The sequence below is a fragment of the Archangium lipolyticum genome (assembly GCF_024623785.1).
Taxonomy (GTDB): Bacteria; Myxococcota; Myxococcia; order Myxococcales; family Myxococcaceae; genus Archangium; species Archangium lipolyticum.
The window spans coordinates 88,210-109,273 of the sequence record NZ_JANKBZ010000023.1; the positions used below are offsets into that span (position 1 = coordinate 88,210).

Annotated in this window: 22 protein-coding genes; 8 read left to right on the forward strand and 14 right to left on the reverse strand. The window is 69.4% G+C overall.

The window, feature by feature from the left end:
* Positions 1-18: 18 nt before the first annotated feature.
* From NR810_RS35850 to NR810_RS35870, 5 genes are all read right to left on the reverse strand, one after another.
* The gene (locus NR810_RS35850; RefSeq protein WP_257459122.1) at positions 19-258 is read right to left on the reverse strand and encodes a mersacidin/lichenicidin family type 2 lantibiotic; all 240 of its coding nucleotides are present in this window, start codon (positions 256-258) and stop codon (positions 19-21) included.
* Positions 259-449: 191 nt separating this feature from the next.
* Positions 450-677 (reverse strand): mersacidin/lichenicidin family type 2 lantibiotic, encoded by a 228-nt coding sequence (locus tag NR810_RS35855; RefSeq protein WP_257459124.1) that lies wholly within the window; start codon positions 675-677, stop codon positions 450-452.
* 90 nt (positions 678-767) lie between these two features.
* Positions 768-2,996, reverse strand: coding sequence for a peptidase domain-containing ABC transporter (locus NR810_RS35860; RefSeq protein ID WP_257459125.1), 2,229 nt, complete (start codon positions 2,994-2,996; stop codon positions 768-770).
* Positions 2,986-3,933 carry an efflux RND transporter periplasmic adaptor subunit gene (locus NR810_RS35865; protein ID WP_257459126.1) on the reverse strand — a complete coding sequence of 316 codons (948 nt, stop codon included), beginning with the start codon at positions 3,931-3,933 and terminating at the stop codon, positions 2,986-2,988. Before NR810_RS35865 ends, NR810_RS35860 begins: the two co-directional genes overlap by 11 nt.
* Before the next feature lie 2 nt (positions 3,934-3,935).
* Positions 3,936-4,838, reverse strand: coding sequence for an efflux RND transporter periplasmic adaptor subunit (locus NR810_RS35870; protein ID WP_257459127.1), 903 nt, complete (start codon positions 4,836-4,838; stop codon positions 3,936-3,938).
* A 460-nt stretch (positions 4,839-5,298) separates the two neighbouring features.
* Between NR810_RS35870 and NR810_RS35875 the strand changes: the two genes are divergently transcribed.
* The 4 genes from NR810_RS35875 to NR810_RS35890 all read left to right on the forward strand — a co-directional run bounded on the left by NR810_RS35875 (position 5,299) and on the right by NR810_RS35890 (position 9,515).
* Positions 5,299-5,811: a response regulator gene (locus NR810_RS35875; protein WP_257459270.1), complete on the forward strand. Its 513-nt coding sequence runs from the start codon at positions 5,299-5,301 to the stop codon at positions 5,809-5,811.
* 57 nt (positions 5,812-5,868) lie between these two features.
* A complete protein-coding gene (locus NR810_RS35880; protein ID WP_257459128.1) occupies positions 5,869-6,660 on the forward strand; it encodes an RNA polymerase sigma factor in 792 nt (263 codons plus the stop codon).
* A gap of 106 nt (positions 6,661-6,766) precedes the next feature.
* Positions 6,767-8,881: a serine/threonine protein kinase gene (locus NR810_RS35885; RefSeq protein ID WP_257459129.1), complete on the forward strand. Its 2,115-nt coding sequence runs from the start codon at positions 6,767-6,769 to the stop codon at positions 8,879-8,881.
* A gap of 70 nt (positions 8,882-8,951) precedes the next feature.
* Entirely contained in the window at positions 8,952-9,515 is a 564-nt protein-coding gene (locus NR810_RS35890) for a hypothetical protein (RefSeq protein WP_257459131.1), read from the forward strand.
* Between the two features lie 21 nt (positions 9,516-9,536).
* Here NR810_RS35890 and NR810_RS35895 read toward each other — a convergent pair whose 3' ends face one another.
* From NR810_RS35895 to modA, 3 genes are read right to left on the reverse strand one after another with little or no spacing between them, the layout of a single operon-like run.
* Positions 9,537-10,625: an ABC transporter ATP-binding protein gene (locus tag NR810_RS35895; protein WP_257459132.1), complete on the reverse strand. Its 1,089-nt coding sequence runs from the start codon at positions 10,623-10,625 to the stop codon at positions 9,537-9,539.
* Positions 10,607-11,284, reverse strand: a complete 678-nt coding sequence (gene modB / locus NR810_RS35900; protein ID WP_257459134.1) for a molybdate ABC transporter permease subunit — start codon at positions 11,282-11,284, stop codon at positions 10,607-10,609. The genes NR810_RS35895 and modB overlap by 19 nt, the downstream gene beginning before the upstream one ends.
* A gap of 38 nt (positions 11,285-11,322) precedes the next feature.
* On the reverse strand, positions 11,323-12,165 hold the full coding sequence (gene modA / locus NR810_RS35905; protein ID WP_257459136.1) for a molybdate ABC transporter substrate-binding protein: 843 nt from the start codon (positions 12,163-12,165) through the stop codon (positions 11,323-11,325).
* Positions 12,166-12,438: 273 nt separating this feature from the next.
* Between modA and NR810_RS35910 the strand changes: the two genes are divergently transcribed.
* Positions 12,439-12,834: an Ig-like domain-containing protein gene (locus NR810_RS35910; protein ID WP_257459137.1), complete on the forward strand. Its 396-nt coding sequence runs from the start codon at positions 12,439-12,441 to the stop codon at positions 12,832-12,834.
* Here the strand turns inward: NR810_RS35910 and NR810_RS35915 are convergent.
* The 5 genes from NR810_RS35915 to NR810_RS35935 form a co-directional block, all read right to left on the reverse strand.
* Positions 12,821-13,123 (reverse strand): hypothetical protein, encoded by a 303-nt coding sequence (locus tag NR810_RS35915; RefSeq protein WP_257459139.1) that lies wholly within the window; start codon positions 13,121-13,123, stop codon positions 12,821-12,823. The genes NR810_RS35910 and NR810_RS35915 overlap by 14 nt on opposite strands.
* A gap of 125 nt (positions 13,124-13,248) precedes the next feature.
* Entirely contained in the window at positions 13,249-13,728 is a 480-nt protein-coding gene (locus tag NR810_RS35920) for an energy transducer TonB (RefSeq protein WP_257459140.1), read from the reverse strand.
* A gap of 31 nt (positions 13,729-13,759) precedes the next feature.
* Positions 13,760-14,509 carry an energy transducer TonB gene (locus tag NR810_RS35925; RefSeq protein ID WP_257459143.1) on the reverse strand — a complete coding sequence of 250 codons (750 nt, stop codon included), beginning with the start codon at positions 14,507-14,509 and terminating at the stop codon, positions 13,760-13,762.
* 77 nt (positions 14,510-14,586) lie between these two features.
* Complete coding sequence (locus NR810_RS35930) at positions 14,587-15,309, reverse strand: response regulator transcription factor (protein ID WP_257459144.1); 723 nt, start codon at positions 15,307-15,309, stop codon at positions 14,587-14,589.
* Entirely contained in the window at positions 15,306-17,141 is a 1,836-nt protein-coding gene (locus NR810_RS35935) for a sensor histidine kinase (RefSeq protein WP_257459271.1), read from the reverse strand. Before NR810_RS35935 ends, NR810_RS35930 begins: the two co-directional genes overlap by 4 nt.
* A gap of 147 nt (positions 17,142-17,288) precedes the next feature.
* Here NR810_RS35935 and NR810_RS35940 point away from each other — a divergent pair, with 147 nt between their 5' ends.
* Together NR810_RS35940 and NR810_RS35945 are read left to right on the forward strand one after the other, a co-directional pair.
* Positions 17,289-18,035 carry an endonuclease III domain-containing protein gene (locus NR810_RS35940; protein ID WP_257459147.1) on the forward strand — a complete coding sequence of 249 codons (747 nt, stop codon included), beginning with the start codon at positions 17,289-17,291 and terminating at the stop codon, positions 18,033-18,035.
* 190 nt (positions 18,036-18,225) lie between these two features.
* On the forward strand, positions 18,226-18,894 hold the full coding sequence (locus tag NR810_RS35945; RefSeq protein ID WP_257459148.1) for a hypothetical protein: 669 nt from the start codon (positions 18,226-18,228) through the stop codon (positions 18,892-18,894).
* Positions 18,895-18,955: 61 nt separating this feature from the next.
* On the opposite strand, the gene NR810_RS52320 is transcribed toward NR810_RS35945, so the two are convergent.
* Positions 18,956-19,729, reverse strand: a complete 774-nt coding sequence (locus NR810_RS52320; protein ID WP_306818796.1) for a PPC domain-containing protein — start codon at positions 19,727-19,729, stop codon at positions 18,956-18,958.
* A gap of 143 nt (positions 19,730-19,872) precedes the next feature.
* On the opposite strand from NR810_RS52320, the gene NR810_RS35960 reads away from it, so the two are divergent.
* Positions 19,873-21,057, forward strand: a complete 1,185-nt coding sequence (locus NR810_RS35960; RefSeq protein WP_257459149.1) for a M24 family metallopeptidase — start codon at positions 19,873-19,875, stop codon at positions 21,055-21,057.
* Positions 21,058-21,064 lie beyond the last annotated feature (7 nt).

The following is a 21,064-nucleotide window of genomic DNA, read 5'->3' on the forward strand; positions in this document are numbered from 1 at the left end:
GTCCGGGGGGCCGTGCGGTCAGCTGTCGAGGAGGGTGCAGTTGATGATTCCGCACGTCTGCTTGACGGGGCCGACACATCCCGTGGACGGTTCCTGCTCCACGGATCGTCCACCGATGATCCCGAGCAGCTCGCCCTCGTCGAGATCGGTCAGCGCCTTGCCGCACGGGCTCTCGGGAAGGATGGCGCGCTCCTCGGCGGAGAGGCTGGCGCGGAACGCGGGGTCCTTCCATGCGCGGACGATCAGTTCCTTCTTCATGGTGCTTCACTCCTGAGGTTGTGGGGGGCGCCGGTCATCGCGAGCCAGCATCTGGTTGGAGCGTGAGGGGGAGGGATGTGACGAAGTGAACGCGGCGCCCGTCGGGTGGGTGCCTGGGCGCCGCGTTCCGGTGATGGCCCAACACGTGCGGACGCCTGGATGCAGGCGACGATGCCGCAGGAGTTGAGGGTCTAGGGGAGCGGGCAGAAGTACGTGGGGGCGGGACAACGGAACGTGTCGACCGAGTACTTGGGGTCGATCGGCCTCCCACCACCGGCGATGCCGCCCAGCTCGGCCTCGTCGAGCTCCGTCATCGCCCTCCCGGAGGGACTCTCGGGAAAAGCAGCGCGCTCCTCGGCCGAGAGGCTCGCGCGGAACACCGGGTCCTTCCATGCACGGATGATCAATTCCTTCTTCATGACTCCTCCTTGGGGAATGCCCACGCCGGGTCTTGTGGCGCGGACATCGAGAAGGAGTCGGCGGTCAGCCGATGTCACGCGGAGGACGTTTCATTCCACCCGGCTGCTGCTGCGCATCTGGGCGCGCACCAGCTCCGCGTAGATGCCGCCTCGCAGGAGCAGCTCCTGATGCTTGCCGGCCTCCACCAGGTGGCCCTGATCCATGACCAGGATGAGGTCCGCATCCACCACGGTGCTCAGCCGGTGGGCGATGATGACGCGGGTGCCCTGGAGCGAGGCGAGCGACTGCTGCACCCGGCTCTCGGTGATGGCATCGAGGGAGCTGGTGGCCTCGTCCAGCAGCAACACCGCCGGCTTCTGCATCAACGCCCGAGCCAGTGCCAGCCGTTGCCGCTGGCCTCCCGAGAGCGAAGCGCCGCGGTCCACCAGCGGCGTGTCGTATCCCATGGGCATGGCCATGATGTCGTCGTGGAGCTGGGCCAGCCGGGAGGCCTCGATGATGGGCTCCAGGGGGGTGGCCGGGTCGGTGATGGCGATGTTGCCGCGCAGCGTGGAGCTGAAGAAGGTCGGCTCCTGGGGCACCACGCCCATCTGGGCGCGCACCGAGTGCAGGTCCAGCTCCGTGAGATCCTCCCCGTCGAAGAGGACGCGTCCCGAGGAGGGCAGGTACAGACCGAGCAGCAGGTTGGCCAGCGTCGTCTTGCCGGCGCCCGAGCGGCCGACGATCGCCACGGACTGGCCGGGCTCGATGCGCACGGACACGTCCTGCACCACCAGCGGGGACGTGCCCGAGTAGCGGAAGGACACCCGGTCCAGCTCGATGCCGCCCTTCAGCTTCACCGTGCGGCTGGGCTTGGATGCGTCGCGCTCGGGCGGCGTGTCCAGCACGTCGTCGATGCGCTCGATGTAGCTGCGCAGCAGTTGAAGCTGCGAGCCCGTGGTGACCATGTTGCCCAGCGGCACCAGCAGCGCCCCGGCGAGCGCGTTGAGCCCCATCATGGTGCCCAGCGACATCTTCCCCTCCAGCACCAGCAGCGCTCCGGCGGTGAGCAGTACCAGCGGCGCCACCAGCCTCAGCGTGCCCGTGAGCGCGTCCACCCAGGCCATCAGCCGGCCCCGCTTCAGCGACACGTTGAGCACGTTGACGAAGTTCTCCGAGAAGCGCTGCACCGCCTGGTGCTCCACGCCGAACGCCTTCAGCGTCTGGATGCCGGTGAGCATCTCGATCTGGTAGCTCTGGTTCTTCGCCTCCACCTCCAGGTTCTCCGACATCAACGCGCGTTGGCGCCGTGTGGACAGCAGGAGGACGAGGATCTGCAGGGCTCCCAACCCCAGCACGATGAGCGCCATGATCGGGCTCACCACGAACAACAGCACCAGGTAGATGATCACCAGGGCGCCATCCAGCAGGGCGGAGAGCGTGCTGGAGGAGAGGATCTCCCGCACCGTGGCGTTGCTGTTGAGCCGCTGCATCAGATCGCCCGCCGCGCGCACCTGGAAGAAGGCGTAGGACAGGCCCACCAGGTGCTCCAGGAAGCCCAGCGTCATGCTCGAGTCCATGCGCGTGCGCAGCTCGAGCAGCAGGTGGCTGCGGATGAGCGAGGTGAGGAGCTGGAAGCCGGCCAGCGACATGAAGCCCAGGCCCACCACCAGCAACAGGTGCCTGTCGCCCTTGGGCACCACGCGATCGATGATCAGCCCCGTCAGCGCGGGCACCGCCAGCGCGAAGAGCTGAAGGATGAGCGAGACCACCAGGATGCGCTGGAGGACGTGCGAGTGCTGGAGCACCTGCAGCGCGTACCTCGCGGCGGAGCGGGGACGGGGCTTCTTGCCCGTCTCGAAGTTCTCGCCCGGCTCGAGCAGCAGCGCCACGCCGGTGAAGGACTGGCGGAACCGCTCCAGGGACACCTTGCGCCGGCCGTGGCCCGGATCCAACAGGTGGACACCGTCCCGCCCCAGCTTCTCGAAGACGACGAAGTGCGAGAACTGCCAGTGGAGGATGGTGCCGGCCGGCAGGTACGTCAGCGCGTCCTCGTCCACGGAGACCCCCCGCCCGCGCAGCCCGAAGGAGCGGGCCGTGCGCAGGATGTCCAGCGCGGAGACTCCATCGCGCGCCGCGCCCATGGCCTGACGGACCTCCTCCAGCCGCACCGGCTTTCCGTGGTAGCCGAGCACCATGGCCAGACAGGCGGCGCCACACTCGATCTCCGAGAGCTGGCGCACCAGGGGGATGCGGCGCTCGCGGCCCCTCACGTGCAGGTTGCGGAACGCGGGGAACCGCTCGGTGAGACCCGGATGCCGGGCGGGTTCAGTCCTCATGTCCCAATGCTCCCTTCAGCCCCGGAATCAGCGTGACGAGGATGCGCTCCGTGCGCACGCGGGCGTCGGCCTGGGCCAGCATCCCGTCGAAGTAGTTGAACGTCTTTCCCTTGATGGTGAACGTGGTCTGCGGCACTCGCGCCTTCACCACCACCATGGGGCCCGCCAGCTGGACGGCATCCCCGCTGTCCGCCCCCAGGTAGCGGCGCACCTCGTTGGGTCCGACGACCTGGTCTCCCACGGACTCGATGGTGAACGTCTGGTACTGGTGGCTGAAGCCGTTGAGCTCCACGCGCAGCGGCTTGCCCGGCTCGAGCCTCGGCCGGTAGCCGCCGGGCAGCAGCGCCACCAGCGTCACGTTCACCTGGTCCCCCGTGACGGAGACCACGCTCTCTCCCGGGTTGACGTACTGGCCCTTGCGCACCTTCAGCGTGCTCACGACTCCGGCCTGCGGCGCCCGCAGCGTGCGGGCCTGCTGCCGGGCCTGTGCCAGTTCCCGCTCGGCGCGCAGCGAGGTGAGTGCCTGGCGTGCCGCCTCGTCCGAGGGGTTCTGAAGCACCCGGACGAGCTGAAGCTCGAACTCGCGCTGGATGCGCTCCAACGTGGACGTCTCCTCCCGCGAGAGGAAGCTCACCAGCGGCTGCCCCGCCTCCACCCGCTGCCCGGGTTGCACGTCCACCGAGGCGACGATTCCGGGCGCCTCGACGGTGAGCTCGCTCCGGCCCTCGACCTTCACCATGGCGGGGCCGGAGGCGTATTCGGGGATGGTGCCGAGCAGCGAATAGAGGGCCGCGGCGGCGATCAGGGCGAGCAGCAGCCAGTACGTCCACCGCGTCCACTTCGGAGAGATGCGGAGGATGTCCCCTTCGTCCTGGGAGCCTTCGTGGTGGCGCAGGGCTTCCTCCCGGAAGATGCGCGTGCGTTGAGTGGCTTCCATGGTCAAGGCGTTGCTCCCGTCGGCGCGGAGCCGCCCGTGCCCCTCCCACCCAGCTGCTGCGTGGGACCCGAGCGGACGTGGACGACCTGGCCCGTGGAGACCTCGGACGGCGGTGGCTGGCTGAAGGTGGCGGTGGCGAAGACCAGGCGGGCCGCGGCGTCCACCTCGGGCGCGATGCTCTCCACGGCTCCCATGAGCGTGAGGCCACCGCGCTGGAGGACCTTCAGCTCCACGGTCGCGCCCGGCTGGAGCCCGCGCGCCTCCTCCTCGGGGACGGCGAAGCGCACCTTCCACTCGCCGTTGCCGAGCAGCCGGAGCACGGGCTGTCCCGCCGCGAGGCGCGTGCCGGGACCGACGAGCCGGGCGGCCACCACGCCATCGAAGGGCGCCACGAGCGTGGCGTCGTCCAGGTTCTGCTTCAGCTCGGTCAGCTGGGCCTGGCGCTGGAGCGTCTGGGCCCGGGCGGCCTGCAAGCGGGCCTCGGCGGTGCTCTCCTCGTAGCGGACCTTGTCCAGCTCCTCCTTCGAATAGACGCCCAGCTGCAGCGAGCGCGGGGTGAAGTAGCGGCGCTTCCTGGCGCGGGCCTCGGACAGGGCGAGGGCGGCGGCGTGCTCCTCCGCGCGCGAGCCCTGGAGGGTGGCCTGGGCCGCCGCCAGCTCCTGCTGGAGCGCGCGCGTGTCGAGCCGCGCCAGCACCTGCCCCTCGCGGACGGACTGGCCCACCTCGACGACCACCTCTTCCAGCCGCGAGTCGAAGCGGGAGCTCACGTCCACGGTGTCATGGGGAATGACGACGCCCAGGAAGGGCTCCTCATTTCCCGAGCGGGAAGCGGCACCGCCGTCCACCACCAGGGCGGGCGTCGGGCCGTTCCCTCTCGAGTCGGGGTTCGCGAGAGCAGGCGCCATGACTCCCACGCTCCCCAGGCAAGCCAGTCCCCACCCCACCACCCTCATCCGCACCCGATGCCGCATCCATGTCTCCCGTGGCAGGTCCCAAAAGGGGAGAGGGGGCGCGAAGGTGTTGTGACGAGGAGCGGTGCAACGACGTGGCGCCGGATTCTTGGCGCCGCTTCCCCGCCGGCTCTCCCGGCGAGCCTTCCTGGTTGAAGGTTCCGGGCGGATTCTCGCGAATTGAGAGAGTGGGAAAGCCGACGCTTCTGTCGGGCGCGCGGCCCCGTCTTCGACGCGGAGGATGGGGATGTGTAGCGGATCGCCACATGTGGCGGTTTTCCCTGACTCGCCCACTGGTCAGACCCAGAGGGCATGCTTAGTCATTCCGCCGACAATCGTGGTATGGGCGCGGCGCGAGTGGGAGTGGCACAGCTCCTGCTAAATGCGGCCAGTGGGAAGGGACAGCGTGGCCGACATGGGAGAGAATGCGGTGTACGCGCGGAGCAGGCAGGTCTCGCAGTCGCGGTCGGTGCCGGTGGTGTCCTCGCCGGTGGTGTCTTGGAAGGAGTCCCGGAAGCGTCCGGTCATGTTCCAGGGTCAGGTACTGGTGATCGAGAACCTCAGAGAGCGTCGCCAGCTGCTGTGCGACATGCTCTCGCAGGAGCGCTTCGAGGCCGGGGCCGTCGAGGACGCGCGGGATGCCGTGCAGCTGCTCTCCCAGGAGCTCGTTTCCGGCAGGGGGAAGATGCCGGAGCTCATCATCTGCAACGCGCGGATGCTGGGGGACGCCGGACTGGCGGCGCTCGAGTGGCTGAGCGCGTACCACCCCGAAGTGCCCATCATCCTCCTGAGCGCCTTCACCACGCCGAAGATGCGCGAGCGGATGGCGCGGATCGACGGGGCCTACGTGCTCGATCAGTCCTTCGATCTGGAGGACGTGCGGTCCGCGGCCGTCTCGCTGGCGGCCTCGCGTCAGACGACCGTCTAGCCCGGCTTCACCCAATTACTACCCGGTGGTGACGCGGTCGTTGCGGGAGGCCCGCCCATGCTCCGGCGTGCTCCCGCGGTGCTGTGTATGGTCCGGCACATGGATGCCGAAGCACAGCCCTTGCCGGGAGCCGTCAAGCGAAGCCCCCGGTTCGCGACGACCCGCTGGAGTCTCATCCTCGCCGCGCGCCTGGGAGGAACGCCGGAGGCTCGCGAGGCGCTGACCGCGCTGTGTGAGCTCTATTGGTATCCCCTCTATGCCTTCGTCCGGCGCCGGGGCCACGCGGCCGACGAGGCTTTCGACCTGACACAGGGCTTCTTCGCGCGATTGTTGGAGAAGAATGACCTGGCCGTGGTGGACCGGCAGCGGGGCCGCTTCCGGTCCTGGCTGCGCACCGCGCTCGAACACTATCTGGCCAACGAATGGGACCGGGCGCGGGCGGGGAAGCGCGGGGGAGGGCAGTCCCCCGTATCCATCGACAGCGAGGAGGCCGAGGGACTCTATGGCCGGGAGCTGTCACACGGGCTGACGCCCGAGAAGCTCTTCGAGCGCCGCTGGGCGCTGGCCCTGCTGGAGCGGGTGGTGGTCCTGCTGCGCGCCGAGTGGGAGCAGGGTGGCAAGGGGAAGCTCTTCGAGAAGTTGAAGGGCTGCCTCACGGGAGACAAGGGAGACACCTCGTACCAGCACATCGCCAGCGAGGTGGGGATGAGCGAGGGGGCGGTGAAGGTGGCGGTGCACCGGTTGCGCCGCCGCTTCCGCGAGCTGCTCGAGAGTGAGATCGCCCAGACCGTCGAGCGGCACCAGGACATCGAGGAGGAGCTGCGGCACCTGTTCGCCGCCCTGAGCTGACGCCATGTCCCCGGTAACCTTCTCCCAGAACGGCTTCATGGAGGGGGATGACGCACGAGGGTCGGTTCCGATGACGAGCACGGCCGGGTCCTGCCCGGAGTGCGGAATGAATCTGTCGGAGGGCGCTCCCGAGGGCCTGTGCCCCCGGTGTCTGCTCTCCGGCCTGTTCGGCGACGAGGAGCCCGAGCCTCCCTCCTCCGAGCCCCTGCCCACGGCTGGAGAGCGGGGCTCCATCCGCTTCGGCGAGTACGAGCTGGTCGAGCGCATCGCACGGGGCGGGATGGGGGTCGTCTACAAGGCCCGGCAGGTGCGCATCAACCGGCTGGTGGCCCTGAAGATGATCGTCGACGGCGAGCTGGCCAGCGACATGGAGGTGTACCGCTTCCGGGCCGAGGCCGAGGCCGCCGCGCTGCTGGACCATCCGGGCATCGTCCCCATCTACGAGGTGGGCGAGCACGAGGGGCGCCACTACTTCACGATGAAGCTGATGGAGGGCGGGAGCCTGGCCGACCACCTGGAGCTGCTGGGTGGGGATCAGGGTCGTGCGGCGGAGTGGGTGGCGGAGGTGGCGCGAGCGGTGCACTACGGCCACCAGCACGGCATCCTCCACCGCGATCTGAAGCCCGCCAACATCCTCCTGGACGCGAACGGGAAGCCGCACGTGGGGGACTTCGGCGTCGCCCGGCACCTGGAGAAGGACGGGGGCTTCACGCAGACGGGCATGGTGGTGGGCACTCCGGCCTACATGGCGCCGGAGCAGGCCGCGGGACGCATCCGGGAGCTCACCACCGCCGCGGACGTGTACAGCCTGGGGGCCATCCTCTTCGAGCTGCTCGCCGGCCGGCCGCCCTTCGTGGCGGACAGCGCGACGGGCGTCCTCCGGCAGGTGTTGGAGTCCGAGCCCGTCTCCCTCCGCTCGCTCCGGGCGGACGTGGAGCCGGAGCTGGAGACCATCTGCCTCAAGTGCCTGGAGAAGGATCCGGCGCGCCGCTACGGCTCGGCGGAGAAGCTGGCGAAGGATCTGGATCGCTGGCGCAACGGAGAGCCCATCCATGCGCGGCGCAGCGGCCCGCTGGTGCGCGCGTGGAACTGGTGCCGGCGGCACCCGCTGGTGGCGGGAGGACTGGCGGCGGTGGTGTGGTTCCTCCTCATCATGTCGGTGGTCTCGTTCTCCATCGCGCGGACGCAGGAGCGGGAGCGGCGCCAGGAGGTGCTGAGGGCCAACGCCTACGCCGCCCGGACGGTGGCGGGGACGGTGCTCTTCCAGCTCGCCGAGTATGGCCAGGCCGTCGAGCGGGTGGCGGCGGAGGACTGGACGCGAGAGCTGTTGAAGCGCGGCGATCCGGAGTCCCTGAAGCTCCTCGTCCGGACGACGTACGAGACCCACGATGATCCGCGCAACGGCTTGAGGCTCCCCGGCGGACCGTCACCGTTCGAGAACTGGTTCATCCTGGACGCCCAGGGTCTCGTCCGGGCCCGCTGGCCGGAGCCGCCCGCGGGCTTCCTGGGCAGGGACTTCGGGTGGAGGGACTACTTCCAGGGCGCGGCACAGCGGGCGCGCAAGGGCCAGCACGCGCCGTACATCTCGCGCGCGTTCGAGTCCGAGGCGGATGAGCGCTTCCGCTTCGCCATCTCCGTGCCCGTCTATGACGAGCAGGGCCGCTGGCTCGGCGTCGTGGTGGCCATGGTGGGGACGGGCTCCACGCTGGGCGCGCTGTCGCTGAACGGGGTGAACGAAGAGGGCCGGTCCGTCGTGCTCGTGGGGCCCAGGGATCGCGAGCGCGGCCAGGCCCTTCCCTCCGGGCAGGACGAGCACGTCGTCCTCGTTCACGAGGCGCTCGCGCATGGGGCGGCCACCGTGCTCGATGCCACGGCCGCGCACCGGGTCGAGCAGGTGCTGCGGCATGCCCCCAGGTACGGGCAGCAGCAGTTCCGGCTCCCCGGTCCGGGTCCCCTGGCTTCCTACGAGGACCACCGGGATCCGCTGCTCGGGGGCGCCGGGACCTGGCTGGCGGCGTTCGCTCCCGTGGGGAGCACGGGCTTCGTGGCCATCGTCCAGACACAGGATGATGCCGCCTTCGCGCCCACCCGGAAGCTCGCCACGCGGCTGGCGCTCTGGGGTGGAATTCCCTTCACCCTCGGGGCGACGGGAATCGGCCTGGCGCTGTGGAATGCCCGGCGGAGGCATCGGGCGAGGGAGGAGCGCTCGACGCAATCGTGACATCCCATGCCGTAACCTTTCGGGATGCGCGCTTCTGAGAACGGTGCAAACCCAAACAGAGGTCACTGCCTTGCACCGTCTTCTCCTGTCCTGCCTGTTGCTGTCCCTCGGTCTCTGCGCTTGCGACTCGCGCCGGGACTTCGCTGGCTCCTATGATGTCTCGGGCTCCCTCACGACCTCGATGAACGGCAGGAGCAACACCTCCCGTGTCGAGGATGACACTCTCGTCATCATCGCCGATGCCCTCGACTCCGATGCGCTCTATCTGGACTTCGATTGTGGCTTGACGGGGAAGATGAAGGACGCGGAGTCCTTCACGGTCGACGCGAGGAAGTGCCCCTCCTATACGGCTGACGGCTGCACGTTCACCTGGACCTATCGGGATGGGACGGTCCGCGGTGATGCGGCAGATGATACGAAGATCAATCTCACCCTCGCCGGGACCATCGAGGGGAGCTGCTCCGATGGCTCGGCGGGACAGCTGGGCTTCGCGTTCTCGTTGTCGGGGAAGAGGAAGGACACGTCCTCGTCGGGATCGAAGCTGACGCTGGAGCCCACCGGGGAGGGGCTCTCTCCCCAGATGTCCGCGCTGCGCTCCGAATTGGAGCGGGCGATGCGTCCTCATCTCGAGTGAGCGGCTCCCGTCGGGGCGGGCTCACGGGTGAGGGACGAGCCGCACCGAGGGCACCTTGAAGGTCGCGGTGATGGGCCCACCCTCGGTGAGGCCCAGCTCCTCGCAGGAGAAGCGCGTCACGCGGGCCACCAGGGGGAAGCCCGCGTCGAGCGCCACGCGGACCAGGGCGCCCTCGGGAGAGAGTGACACCACGGTGCAGGGGAGCCGGTTGCGCGCGCTGGTAGGCGAGGCCTCGGGGGGGGCCAGCGTGATGTCCTCGGCGCGGATGCAGACGAAGACCGTGTCTCCTCCGGGCGTCGGCTCCAGCGCCGTCAGCTGGTGCGGGCCCACCGCCACCGTGGCCAGTCCCTCCTCGCGCCGCAGCACCTTGCCCGGGAGCACCGTCTCGATGCCCGTCATCCTCGCCACCGACAGATCCGCCGGGTGGTTGAACACGTCGGCCACCGGCCCCACCTGGCACACGCGGCCTCCCTCCATGGCCACCAGATCGTCCCCCAGCGCCAGCGCCTCCAGCCTGTCGTGCGTCACCACCACGGTGGGCACTCCCAGCTCCCGGAGCGTCCGCCGCAGCTCGCCCCGGAGCTGCTCGCGCGATGGGGCATCCAGCGCGGACAGGGGCTCGTCCAGCAGCAGGAGCCGGGGACGGATGGCGAGCGCCCGCGCCAGGGCCACTCGCTGCTGCTGCCCGCCGGAGAGCTCGCGCGGCCGGCGTCCCTCCAGCCCCTCCAGGCGCAGCAGCGCGAAGAGGGAGCGCGAGCGCTCGCGGCGCTCGGCCTGGGACAGGTGGGCGAGCCCGTACTGGACGTTCTGCTCCGCGGTGAGGTGGGGGAAGAGGGCGTAGTCCTGGAAGAGGTAGCCCACGCGCCGCCGCTGGGGCGGCAGGTCCACGCGGATCCCAGCGTCCCACCAGGGCTCGCCGTGGAAGAGGATGCGCCCGCGATCGGCCCGCTCGAGCCCCGCCAGGCACCGCAGCACCGTCGTCTTCCCCGCGCCCGAGGGCCCGAAGAGCACCGCCACCCGGCCCGGCGTGGCCCGCAGCTCCAGGGCCGCCCGGACGGTGGGGCCTCCGGGGAAGCGCTTCTCCAGGTCGACTACGAGCGTGTCGGCCATGGTGCCCACACCCTGCGCTGGAGCCCGTAGGTGAGGGCCAGCACGATGAACGAGAAGACGAGCAGCAGCAGCGCCGTGTTGCCCGCGGACGTGTAGTCCAGCGCCTGCACCGCGTCATAGATGGAGATGGCGGCCGTGCGCGTGCGGCCCTCCAGGTTGCCGCCCACCATCAACACCACGCCGAACTCGCCCAGCGTGTGCGCGAACGTGAGGACCATGCCGGAGAGGATGCCGGTGGCGGACAGGGGCAGCACGACGCGGACGAACGTCTGGAAGCGCGAGACCCCCAGGCACCAGGAGGCCTCGATGAGGCGGCGATCCACGCTGGCGAGGGCCGCGGTGAAGGGCTGCACCGCGAAGGGCAGGTTGTAGAGCACCGAGGCCAGCAACAGGCCCTCGAAGCTGAAGGGGAGGGTGTGCCCGGTGAGCGACTCGAAGCCGCGGCCCAGGGGGCTGCGCGGGCCGAGTGCCAGCAGCAGGTAGAAGCCCAGCACCGTGGGAGGGAGCACCAGCGGCAGCGCCACCACGGCCTCCACGAGGAACTTCCAACGCCAGCGAGAGCTGGCCAGCCACCAGGCGATGGGCAGGCCCAGCACCAGGAGGATGCCCGTCGTCCATGCGGCGAGGCGCAGGCTCAGCGCGATGGCGGCCCAATCCACGGCTCACTCCTCTCGGGGGGACATGGTGTGCACGCCCTTCATTGTCCCGGGAGGAAGAAGCCGTGGCGCTTCAAGAGCGCGCGGCCGTCCTCGCCGAGCAGGCCATCACGAAACCGCTTCGCGAGCTCCACGTCCCGGGCCCGCGCGAGGATGGCGCCGCCCTGCTCCATGCGCGGGTATGCGTCGATCGGTACCTCCCAGTAACGGCCCTGCTCCTTCATGGCCGGGGCCAGCGCGAGCGCCAGGGCGATGATGCCCACGTCCGCGGAGCCGCTCTGCACGAACTGCGCGGTCTGCGCGATGTTCTCCCCGAGCACCAGCCGGTCCTTGACGGTGTCGTAGATGCCCTGGCTCTTCATGGCGGCCTCGGCCGCGCGGCCATAGGGCGCGTGCTGGGGATTGGCAATGGCGATGCGCTTCGCGGCGGGTTCCAGCAGCGCCTTCATCCCGAGCTGCTCCAGGGGCAGCGCCGAGTCCTTCGGCACCCACACCACGATGCGGCCCACGGCGTAGAGGAAGACGCCACTCTCGTGCACCAGGCCCTGTTCGGCCAGTGTGCGCGGATAGGACACGTCCGCGGACAGGAAGAGATCGAAGGGCGCGCCGTTGGCGATCTGCGCGGAGAAGTTGCCCGATGAGCCGTAGGTCACCCGCACGTCCGCGTCGGGGTTCTTCGCGCGGAACTCCTGGACCCACTCGTCCAGTGCGAACTTGAGATCCGACGCCGCGGCAATGGTCAGGACCTGCTTCCTTCCCGCCCCGGAGGAGGGCGTTGCTTCCGGTGAGGCGGAGCCTCCTCCACCGCGCAGCCCGGCGGCGATGCCCGCTCCCAGGATGAGCAGGGTGCCCACCACGAGCGAACCCTTCACGATCGCGTTCATCCGCTCTTTCTACAACCTCCCACCCGGCGGGATCCTGAAGGTTTTTCCCGATTCTTCCACGAGGGGCTGGAAGGAACTTCCGGGTGGCGGGCGGGCGCGGTGAAGACGGTGGCGCCAGCTCCTCTCGAGGACAGGAGGGTTCGGGCTCCGGCATGAATCTGGCTTTGAGCGGCCTCGAAGGCATTCCAGCCCGGGTGAGAACCCCATCATCCCCCATCCCCGGGCGAGAGGAGAGACATGTCCCGGAGGTATGGGTCGGCGAGGTGGTCGTCCTTGCTGTTCACGACGCTCCCGGTGTGGCTGGTGGGCGCGCATCTGACGGCCGCGGTGCTCGGCCTGTATACGTCGGCGCCGAAGGTCACCATCGTCCAGACGGCACGGGCCGCGCCGGACAGCGAAGCGATGATCATCGAGGTCCGGGCGGATGACGGACGCCTGGGCTCGGGGGTGCGCCAGGTGGAGTTCCAGGTCGACTCCACCTCGGGGACATGGAAGCCGCTGTCGCTGGACTCGAGCTCCATGACCTACAAGGGCACCTGGACGCCCGAGGCCCTGACGGAGGGCAACCACCAGATCTATGTCCGCGCCACGGACAACACGGGCAACCCGCGCACCGTGCACGTCACGGTGGAGGTGTCCGCACCTGGAAGTGTCTTCAGCGCCGGGTGAGGTCCCACAGGATCAACTGCCGGGCGCGCGGGTCGATCGAGTAGGAACCCTCGTATCCGGCGAGCTGGAGCCGGATGGGGTGCTGCCCCTCGGCGTGGTCCACCCATTGCCGCATCGCGGCGAGCCGTGCGGCGTCCTGGAGCTTGCGCTCGATGGCCGTGCGGCTCCGCCGGGGTGCTTTGTCCAGGACGGCGCGGACATGGGGAGGAACCCGAACCTCGTAGGCTTCGGTGGGGGGAGAAGCAGTGCTTTCACTCGGAGTCGTGATGAGGGGTTCTGAACGACGCATCAGGGTTGGGCAGTGAACAGGTGGGCCATGCCATTCGAGGAAAATCCGGGCATGGGCGACAAGAGACCCGTGGGTCACGGTTCTGGCCACTTCGCACGACGCGCGGCTGGATGGCGCGCGCCCCGTCAGGGCAGCTGGAGCTTCACGCTGAAGGTGTAGGACACGCTGATGGGCTTGCCCTGGTAGAGCACCGGGCGGTAGCGGCGGCTCTCCAGGGCTTCGATGACAGCCTCGTCCATGAAAGGCCGTCCCACGAGGATGCGGCAGTGCTCGACCGCGCCTTCCCGGGTGATGGTGCAGCGGGCGATGACCCGGCCGCTGACGCGGGCAGCCAGGGCCTCTGGCGTGTAGCGAACCGCCGCACCGGAGAGCATCTCCGGCGGGGTCATGCCGGAGAAATCACAGCGAGTCACCTCCTCCCCGGCGAAGCCGTTTCCCAGCACGCCGTCGTCGGCGAGCTCCTCACCGGGCTCACTCACGGGGAGCGGGCTCTCGACGGGGCGTTCAGGCGGGGAGGGGCGGTCGTCCGAGGCGCTCGGCACGCAGGCCAGCAGGACCGCGTGCAGCATCGAGGACACCCAGGAGACGGTGCGGGAGTGGCTCACGTTCGAGCTCCGGGGTGCCTGGATGGCCCTCTCAGGGCATGCGGATCTTCACATTGAAGATATAGGACACGCTGACGTTCCTGCCCTGGAAGCTCACCGGGCGGTAGCGGCGGGTCGTCAGGGACGAGAGCACCGCGTCGTCCATGTGGGGCAGCCCCTTGATGATGCGGCAGTTCTCGATGTCGCCCTCGCGGGTGATGGTGCAGCGGGCGATGACCAGGCCGCTGACCCGGGCCTCGACGGCTTCCCGCGTGTACTGGATGGGCGCACCTTCGGAGATGAGCTGCGGGGGGGTCATGCCGGCGCCGAAGGGGATGACCTCCTCGCCGGTCCCCTCTGGGGTGTTGGTCAGCATCATCGCGGCGATGGCCGGCGCTCCGGGGACGCCTCCCTTCTCGACGCCGTCGGGATGGCTGCCCGGGACGTAGGGGAGGTCATTGGCGGCGGTCTCCGGCTCGTCCGGGGTGGGAGGCGGCTCGGCCACCGGCTGTGTCTCTGGAGGCGGCGGGGGGATCTTCTTGGGCTGGACCAGCTCGGTCTTGGGCTTCTTGGGCTTGGGCGTCACCGGCTGCTGCACGGCCTTGGGAGGGATCGGGTTGCCCTTGGGCGGCCGGGGGATTTCGAAGGTGAGCACGGGATCTTCCTTGATCTGCTCCACCGCCTTGCCCGTCAGGCCCAGCATGCCGCCGAACACGCCCGCGTGCACCATCAAGGACACCCACATCCCTGTCCCGAAACGACCTGCCCTCAACCCTGGCTGATTGATGACCGACTGGAACATCTGGATTCCCTCCTGTTGACACCGTTCAAGTTACGGAGTCCGGGAGGGCTGGTGGCCTTGGGCCGTCCATCTCTTCGTCATGGTTTCGTCATGGACTCGAGCTCCATGCGGTACCCCACCCCGCGAATGGTGTGGATGGTGAAGGAGGAGGCGCTCGTCCAGCCGAGCTTCTTCTTCAGGTTGGAGACGAAGTTGTCCACGGTGCGCGGGTCCACGATGACGTCCCGCCCCCAGACGGCGTCGAGGATCTCCCCCCGGGTGAGGGCGCGGTCCCGGTGCTTGAGCAGGAAGGCGAGCAGGTCGAACTCGGTGCGGGTCAGGTCGATGACGTTCCCGTCGGCCCGGGAGAGGGTGCGCTTGCCGAGGTCCAGGTGGAAGCCGGAGAAGGTCATGACCTGGGGGGGCGCGCCGCCCGCCCGGCGTACCAGGGCCCCCACCCGGGCGAGCAGCTCGCGCAGCCGGTAGGGCTTGGTGAGGTAGTCCTGGGCGCCCGCCTCGAAGCCGCGGACGATGTCGTCCTCGAGCGAGCGCGCGGTGAGCATCAGCACCATGGTCTGCACGCCACTGGCGCGCAGCCTGCGGCAGAAGGAGTAGCCGTCCTCGCCCGGGAGCATGACGTCGAGGATGAGCAGGTCGAAGGCTCGCTGGGCCAGCAGGGGCTCGGCCTCGCGGGCGTGGGTGGCCACGGCCACCTCGTAACCTTCGTCCTGCAGGTTGTCCCGCAGGCCGATCCGCAGGTTCGCGTCGTCCTCGACGACGAGGATGGAGGGGCGGGTAGGGGCGCTGCTCGGCGTGTTCATGAGGGGTGGGGGTCGGGGAAGTAGAGGGAGAAGGTGGTGCCCAGGGGGCTGGAGCTCTCGATGGAGATGCTGCCTCCATGGAGGGCCATGATCTTCCGGCACAGCGCGAGCCCGAGGCCGCTGCCATGGACCTCGGTGCCCTGCGAGCTCAGCCGGTAGAAGTCGCGGAAGACGTTCTCCCACTCCTTCTCGGGGATGCCGATGCCGTTGTCCCCGAAGAGCACCACGCAGCCATGGCCCTCATGGGGGTAGGCGCGCAGGGAGAGCTCCACGGGGTTGCGCTGGTTGTAGACGCACGCGTTGCGGGCCAGGTTGGACAGCAACAGGCGCAGGAGGGAGGGGTCGACCTCGAGCTCCACCTCGCCCACGTCCGCGGTGAGCCGGATGGGGACGGCGGTGTTGCCCTCGAGGTCCGAGCGGAGCGTGCCGATCAGCTCCTCCAGCCGCACGCGGGCGGGCCGAGGCTTCCAGCGGCCCTTGTCGATGCGGTTGAAGGACAGGATGTTCTCCACGAGGAAGTGCAGCCCGTCGGCGGCCTGGATGATGCGGGCGGGGTAGTCGCGCATCTCGGGGAGCTGGGAGAGCTTGCGCTCCATCGTCTCCGCCAGCAGCCGGATGGAGGCCAGCGGGGTGCGCAGCTCGTGGGAGACGGTGGCCACGAAGTCGCTCTTGAGCTCGACGTAGCGGTACCGGCCGTGCTGGGCCACCACCGCCATCACCACGATGGCCAGCGCGAGCGCGCCGCACGTGGCCACCAGCAGCGTCTTGAGCCCATAGCGCTGCTCGATGGCCGTCTCGGCGGCGGTCCACTGGGGGACGACCACCTCCAGCCGGAGGGTCTCGAGGGGTTGCACCGCGTCGGGCGCCTTCAGCCGCACGACGCCATTCTTGTCGAAGCGGGTGCGCTCCTGCATGTCCCGGGTGAGATCGCGCAGGAGCGCGTCGAGGTCCACGGCGATGCCGCGCACCAGCTCTCCCTTGGGCTCCACGTACCAGCGCTCGCCGATCAGCGTGGGGCCGGTGAGGCCCTCGGGCATCACCAGCCCGCCGGCGCCGGCCTCGCGGGCGCGGGCCAGGAAGTCGTCGGAGGGCTCGCCGAGCGCGGTGCTGACCCGCACCACGTGGGTGAGCAGGAAGTCGAAGTCGGGCTGGGTGAAGCGCCAGCGCTCGCGCAGCAGATCCCTCTGGAGACCGGCGGAGCGGTCGATGCCACCGAGGTCCTCGGGGAGCCCCTCTCGCAGGAGCGCGCGGACGAGGGGCGGAGTGGCCTCGCCCCGCTGGAGCCGCTCCAGGAGGAGGAGGACGAAGGGCAGCTCCTGGTCCGGCGTGAGGGGGTTGGCCGCGTGGTAGCGCAGCAGCTCGTCCGCGAGCGCGTTGGCGCGCGTGGAGCTCCTCTTGCCGTCGAGCGCCTTCTCCACCGCGCGCAGCCGGATCAGCCGCTCCTGCCAGGGGCCCCCGGGAGTGCCCTCCGCGAGGGCGCGGACGAGCTGCTGGTAGTTGCGCCGCAGGGGAGTTCGCGAGCCGGGGGCCGAGCGGGTGAGGCGGGGCAGGAACTGGGTGCCGCGGAACTGGAGGAAGAAGCCCTCGCCTGGAGCGAGCGGGTCTCCCATGGCGGCATGGAGGGCGACGAGGTTGCCTTCCATCTGCTGGGCGAGGGTGCGTTGGAGGGTCTGGGTGGCGTAGTCCTCGAACGTGGCGCGGCTGGAGCGAAGCTGCTCGCGGGCGTCCTCGCGCTCCTGGGCGAAGATGCGCTGGAGGCTCACCAGCCCCCAGGTGAGGGCGAGGAGTCCGCAGCCGAGTGCGACGAGAGTGGGGAGGAGCCTGCGCAGCATGGGGGCCAGTGGGCCGCGCACATTATACGTGCGCATGCGCGGTGGGTCAGTCTTCGCGCGGAGCCCCGGGCGCCCGCTGGCCTGGCCGCCGCGCCGGGCGGGGGCGATGCGAAGGATGTGGGGTGACTTGCGAGGTCATTCCATCCCATGCCATCTCTCCCGTTGTTTCCCGACTTCTCATCCGAGCTGAGGGTGAAGGCCCTCCGGGTGCACGAGCGGCTGTGCGCCGTGTATGGCTGTCCCATTCCCTTCTTCCGCGGGCAGGATCCGCTCAGCGAGCTGGTCTCGGCGCTGCTGAGCCACCGCACGCGCAACGCCTCCAGCGGCGCGGCCTTCCGTCAGCTCCGCGCGCGCCTCCCCACCTGGGAGGAGGTACGCGATGCCCCGTGCTTGGAAGTCCAGGAGGCCATCTCCGCCGTCACCTGGCCGGAGCAGAAGGCCCCTCGCATCCAGCAGGTGCTCCGGTGCATCTCCGAGCTGCGGAGCGGAGACCTGTCGCTGGACTTCCTGGGGGAATTGCCGGTGCGCGAGGCTCGCGACTGGCTCGAGCACCTGCCCGGGGTGGGGCCGAAGACGAGCGCCGCGACGCTGCTGTTCAGCCGGCTGAGGATGCCGGCGCTGCCCGTGGACAGCCATCACCACCGGGTGGCGGTGCGGCTGGGGCTCGTCCCCGAGAGCATGCCCGTGGGGCCCGCCCACCACGTGCTGGAGGCCCAGCTCCCGCTGGACTGGGACGCTCAGCGCGTCTACGACAACCACGAGGCGTTGATGCTGCACGGACAGCGGTGCTGCTTCTACCGGGAGCCCGCGTGCGAGCGGTGCGCCGTGCTCGACCTGTGTCCGACGGGGCGGATCCGCCTCTCCCACGTCCGGAACTCCCAGCCAATGCGTTGAGTCCTTGAATTCCGCTTCTAGGGGCTTGCCCGCCTGGGTCCTTTCGCTACATGATTGGGAAGTCAATGGCCGTCCGCCTGGTCGCCCTGCGCTCGGGACCAGGATATTGCCGCAATGCGTCACGGGATGTTGACGTGGTTGACGCGATGCGTTATCTCTTCGTACATCGCTTTTTGGGGAGGAAGAGCACATGGCGAAGCACAAGACCGCGAAGACCGAGGTTGCCACCAAGGACACGCAGGCCCAGACGTCCGAGGCCGTGACGACCGAGGTGGTGGAAGTGAAGGCCGAGACGGTGGTGGCCGAGACCGTGAAGGCCGAGCCCGTGACGGGCGAGGCGGTGGTGGCCGAGGCCGTGAAGGCCGAGACGGCGAAGACCGAGACGCCGGTGGTGGAGAAGGTGGCGGAGGCGGTGAGGGTGGAGGCGGCGAAGGCCGAGACGGTGGTGACGGAGACCGCCGGTCAGGTGGCGTCCTTCGTGAAGGAGCGGCTGGAGCTGGCGCAGAAGCAGATCGGTCAGCTCGAGGCGGAAGCTCAGAAGGCGCTGCAGACGCTGGTGGCCAAGGGCCGCGAGTCCGGCCGCGAGGTGCTGCAGAAGCTGAATGAGAGCGAGCAGCGCCTGCGGGAGAACCCGAAGGTGCAGGAGCTCGAGAAGAAGGCGACCTGGGTGGGGGGCGAGGTCCGCCAGCGCCTGGGTGGGCTTCAGAGCCGGATGATCCAGGTGGTGGGCAACGTGGCGAGCCAGTCGCAGGTGGAGGCCATCAACCGGGAGCTGGATCGGCTGACGCGCAAGCTGGACTCCTTCGTCTCCCCGAAGAAGGCCGAGCAGCAGTCGCAGCAGGAGTCCCCGAAGGCGTAGTCCCGGGGAGGCCGCTGGAACCAAGACGCCCGGGGCCCTGTGGCACCCGGGCGTTCGTGTTTCAAGGGGAGGGTGACCAGGACCCCTTCATCGTCACGGCGGTGTACGTGCTGAAGCCGTACGAGCACGCGTACCAGGTCCCCGCGTTCGGGTTGTTGATCGTACACGCCTCGTTGCTGCCGGACAGGTACGGGCGGCAGGTGTAGTTGTTGGTGTTGGGGGCGGAGCCGAACTTCACGTACAGGTCCGCGTCACCCGTGGTGCCCGCCTTGCCCGCCTGGTTGAAGACCAGCGACGTCTTCCCGGCCGGCACGCTCAGCGTGAAGCACCTCATCGCGCCCGAGGCACCCGAGTAGGAGGCCGACTCGACACCGTGGGTCAGCACGTTGCCGGAGCTGGCGGTGAAGCTGCCCACGAGCTGCACGCCCGAGAAGGTCGAAAAGGCGTTGATCATCACGTAGTAGGTGCCGACGCTCGGGCTGACGAAGGTGCAGCTCTCCGCGTTGCCGCTCTGGAGCGGACGGCAGTCGTAGCTGCCGGAGGTGGGGGCGGAGCCGAACTTCACGTACAGGTCCGCGTCACCCGTGCCGCCACTCAGCTCGAATTTGAGCTGGGTGGCGCCCTGGCCCACCTCCAGCGAGTAGCACACCTGGCCGCCGGTGCTGGCGGAGATGTGGGTCACCGCCACGCCGTTGGCGAGGGCAAGGGGCACGCAGTCCCCCGCGGCACGCTCGGGGATGTCCTCGCCGGGGACGGGGTGGGAAGTGGCGCCGCGAGCGGATGCGGAGAGCACCAGACCCGCGAGGGTCAGGATGCGAAGGAGCTGACGAGCCAATTTGCTACCTCCTGTGAGACACGGGGAGAGAAGAAGCCCATCGTCGCACACGGCTCCGTGTCTGGGATTGATTGGCGGGAAGAAGTCGAAACCCGTCACGGGTTCGGGGGAGACTCGTCTCTTCCTGTGAGAAGAGGGCGTACATGATTCCACGGAGTGAATACCTGGAGCGGATGGAGCGCTTGCGTCAGAAGGTGGCGGAGGCCGGGCTCGATGCGTTCCTCGTCACCAGTGAGGACAGCATCTACTACCTGACCGGCGTCTCCTACAGGCCCCTGGAGCGCCCGTTCTTCATCCTGGTGCGGCCCGGGAGCGCACCCGTGCTGCTGGTGCCCGCGCTCGAGCGGGAGCACCTGCGCGCCGCGCCCAACGTGGAGGAGGTGCTGCACTACTGGGATTATCCCGCGCCGGCCGGGCAGGGCTGGGCGGACCGGTTGCTGGAGCTGCTCGCGGGCCATACCCGGGTGGGCCTGGAGCCGTCCCTGTCGCAGGAGATCGCCGGTAGGCTCGCGCACCTCTCGCCGCGGGTGCTGCCCCTCATCGAGGAGCTCCGCGTGGTGAAGTCCGCCGCCGAGGTGCGGATGCTCCGCGATGCGGCGCGTTATGCGGACGTGGCCGTGGGCAGGCTCATGGCCGCCTCGTACCACGGCGTGTCCGTGCTGGAGCTCTTCTCCGAGGGGCGCGCGGTGCAGCTGCGGATCATGCGGGAGTCCGGCTACGACGTATTGACCAGCAGCGTGCTGGTGGGGAGCTGGCCGGCGCCCCTGAGCGCGCAGCCCCACGGGGTGCCGTCCATCTCGGATCGCCTGGAGGACGGCCCTCACATCGCCCTGGCCTTCCTGCGTGTCAACGGCTACGCCGCCGAGTGCGAGCGCACCTACTTCCTCTCACCGCCCCGTGCGCAGGAGCGGGCGGCGTTCGCGGCCATGATGGAGGCGCGGCGGCGGGCCTTCGCCCGGGTGCGGCCAGGCGTGCCCTGCGCGGAGCTCGACGCCATGACGAAGGACTTCCTCCACCAGGAGGGCTACGGCGAGCGGTTGCTGCACCGCACGGGTCATGGCTTCGGGCTGGGCAACCATGAGGCCCCCTGGGTGTCCGAGGGCAGCACGGACGTCCTGCGAGAGAACATGCTCATCAGCATCGAGCCCGGTATCTACCTGCCCGGGGTGGGGGGCATCCGCCACTCCGACACCGTCCTGGTGACGCGGGACGGGTACGAGCCGCTTACCCGGTATCCCACGGACCTGGCGTCGATGACCCTGACGGCGAGCAAGCGGTTGAGCCGGGTCAAGGGGGCGGTCCTCCGCCGCATGGCGGGTGTGAAGTGAGGTAGAA

Excerpts from the sequence above, each read along its gene's own strand:
- NR810_RS35850 (WP_257459122.1), bottom strand. The coding sequence starts at position 258 with ATGAAGAAGGAACTGATCGTCCGCGCATGGAAGGACCCCGCGTTCCGC.
- NR810_RS35855 (WP_257459124.1), bottom strand. The coding sequence starts at position 677 with ATGAAGAAGGAATTGATCATCCGTGCATGGAAGGACCCGGTGTTCCGC.
- NR810_RS35860 (WP_257459125.1), bottom strand. The coding sequence starts at position 2,996 with ATGAGGACTGAACCCGCCCGGCATCCGGGTCTCACCGAGCGGTTCCCC.
- NR810_RS35865 (WP_257459126.1), bottom strand. The coding sequence starts at position 3,933 with ATGGAAGCCACTCAACGCACGCGCATCTTCCGGGAGGAAGCCCTGCGC.
- NR810_RS35870 (WP_257459127.1), bottom strand. The coding sequence starts at position 4,838 with ATGGCGCCTGCTCTCGCGAACCCCGACTCGAGAGGGAACGGCCCGACG.
- NR810_RS35875 (WP_257459270.1), top strand. The coding sequence starts at position 5,299 with ATGGGAGAGAATGCGGTGTACGCGCGGAGCAGGCAGGTCTCGCAGTCG.
- NR810_RS35880 (WP_257459128.1), top strand. The coding sequence starts at position 5,869 with ATGCTCCGGCGTGCTCCCGCGGTGCTGTGTATGGTCCGGCACATGGAT.
- NR810_RS35885 (WP_257459129.1), top strand. The coding sequence starts at position 6,767 with ATGAATCTGTCGGAGGGCGCTCCCGAGGGCCTGTGCCCCCGGTGTCTG.
- NR810_RS35895 (WP_257459132.1), bottom strand. The coding sequence starts at position 10,625 with ATGGCCGACACGCTCGTAGTCGACCTGGAGAAGCGCTTCCCCGGAGGC.
- modA (WP_257459136.1), bottom strand. The coding sequence starts at position 12,165 with ATGAACGCGATCGTGAAGGGTTCGCTCGTGGTGGGCACCCTGCTCATC.
- NR810_RS35915 (WP_257459139.1), bottom strand. The coding sequence starts at position 13,123 with ATGCGTCGTTCAGAACCCCTCATCACGACTCCGAGTGAAAGCACTGCT.
- NR810_RS35925 (WP_257459143.1), bottom strand. The coding sequence starts at position 14,509 with ATGTTCCAGTCGGTCATCAATCAGCCAGGGTTGAGGGCAGGTCGTTTC.
- NR810_RS35930 (WP_257459144.1), bottom strand. The coding sequence starts at position 15,309 with ATGAACACGCCGAGCAGCGCCCCTACCCGCCCCTCCATCCTCGTCGTC.
- NR810_RS35935 (WP_257459271.1), bottom strand. The coding sequence starts at position 17,141 with ATGCTGCGCAGGCTCCTCCCCACTCTCGTCGCACTCGGCTGCGGACTC.
- NR810_RS35940 (WP_257459147.1), top strand. The coding sequence starts at position 17,289 with ATGCCATCTCTCCCGTTGTTTCCCGACTTCTCATCCGAGCTGAGGGTG.
- NR810_RS35945 (WP_257459148.1), top strand. The coding sequence starts at position 18,226 with ATGGCGAAGCACAAGACCGCGAAGACCGAGGTTGCCACCAAGGACACG.
- NR810_RS35960 (WP_257459149.1), top strand. The coding sequence starts at position 19,873 with ATGATTCCACGGAGTGAATACCTGGAGCGGATGGAGCGCTTGCGTCAG.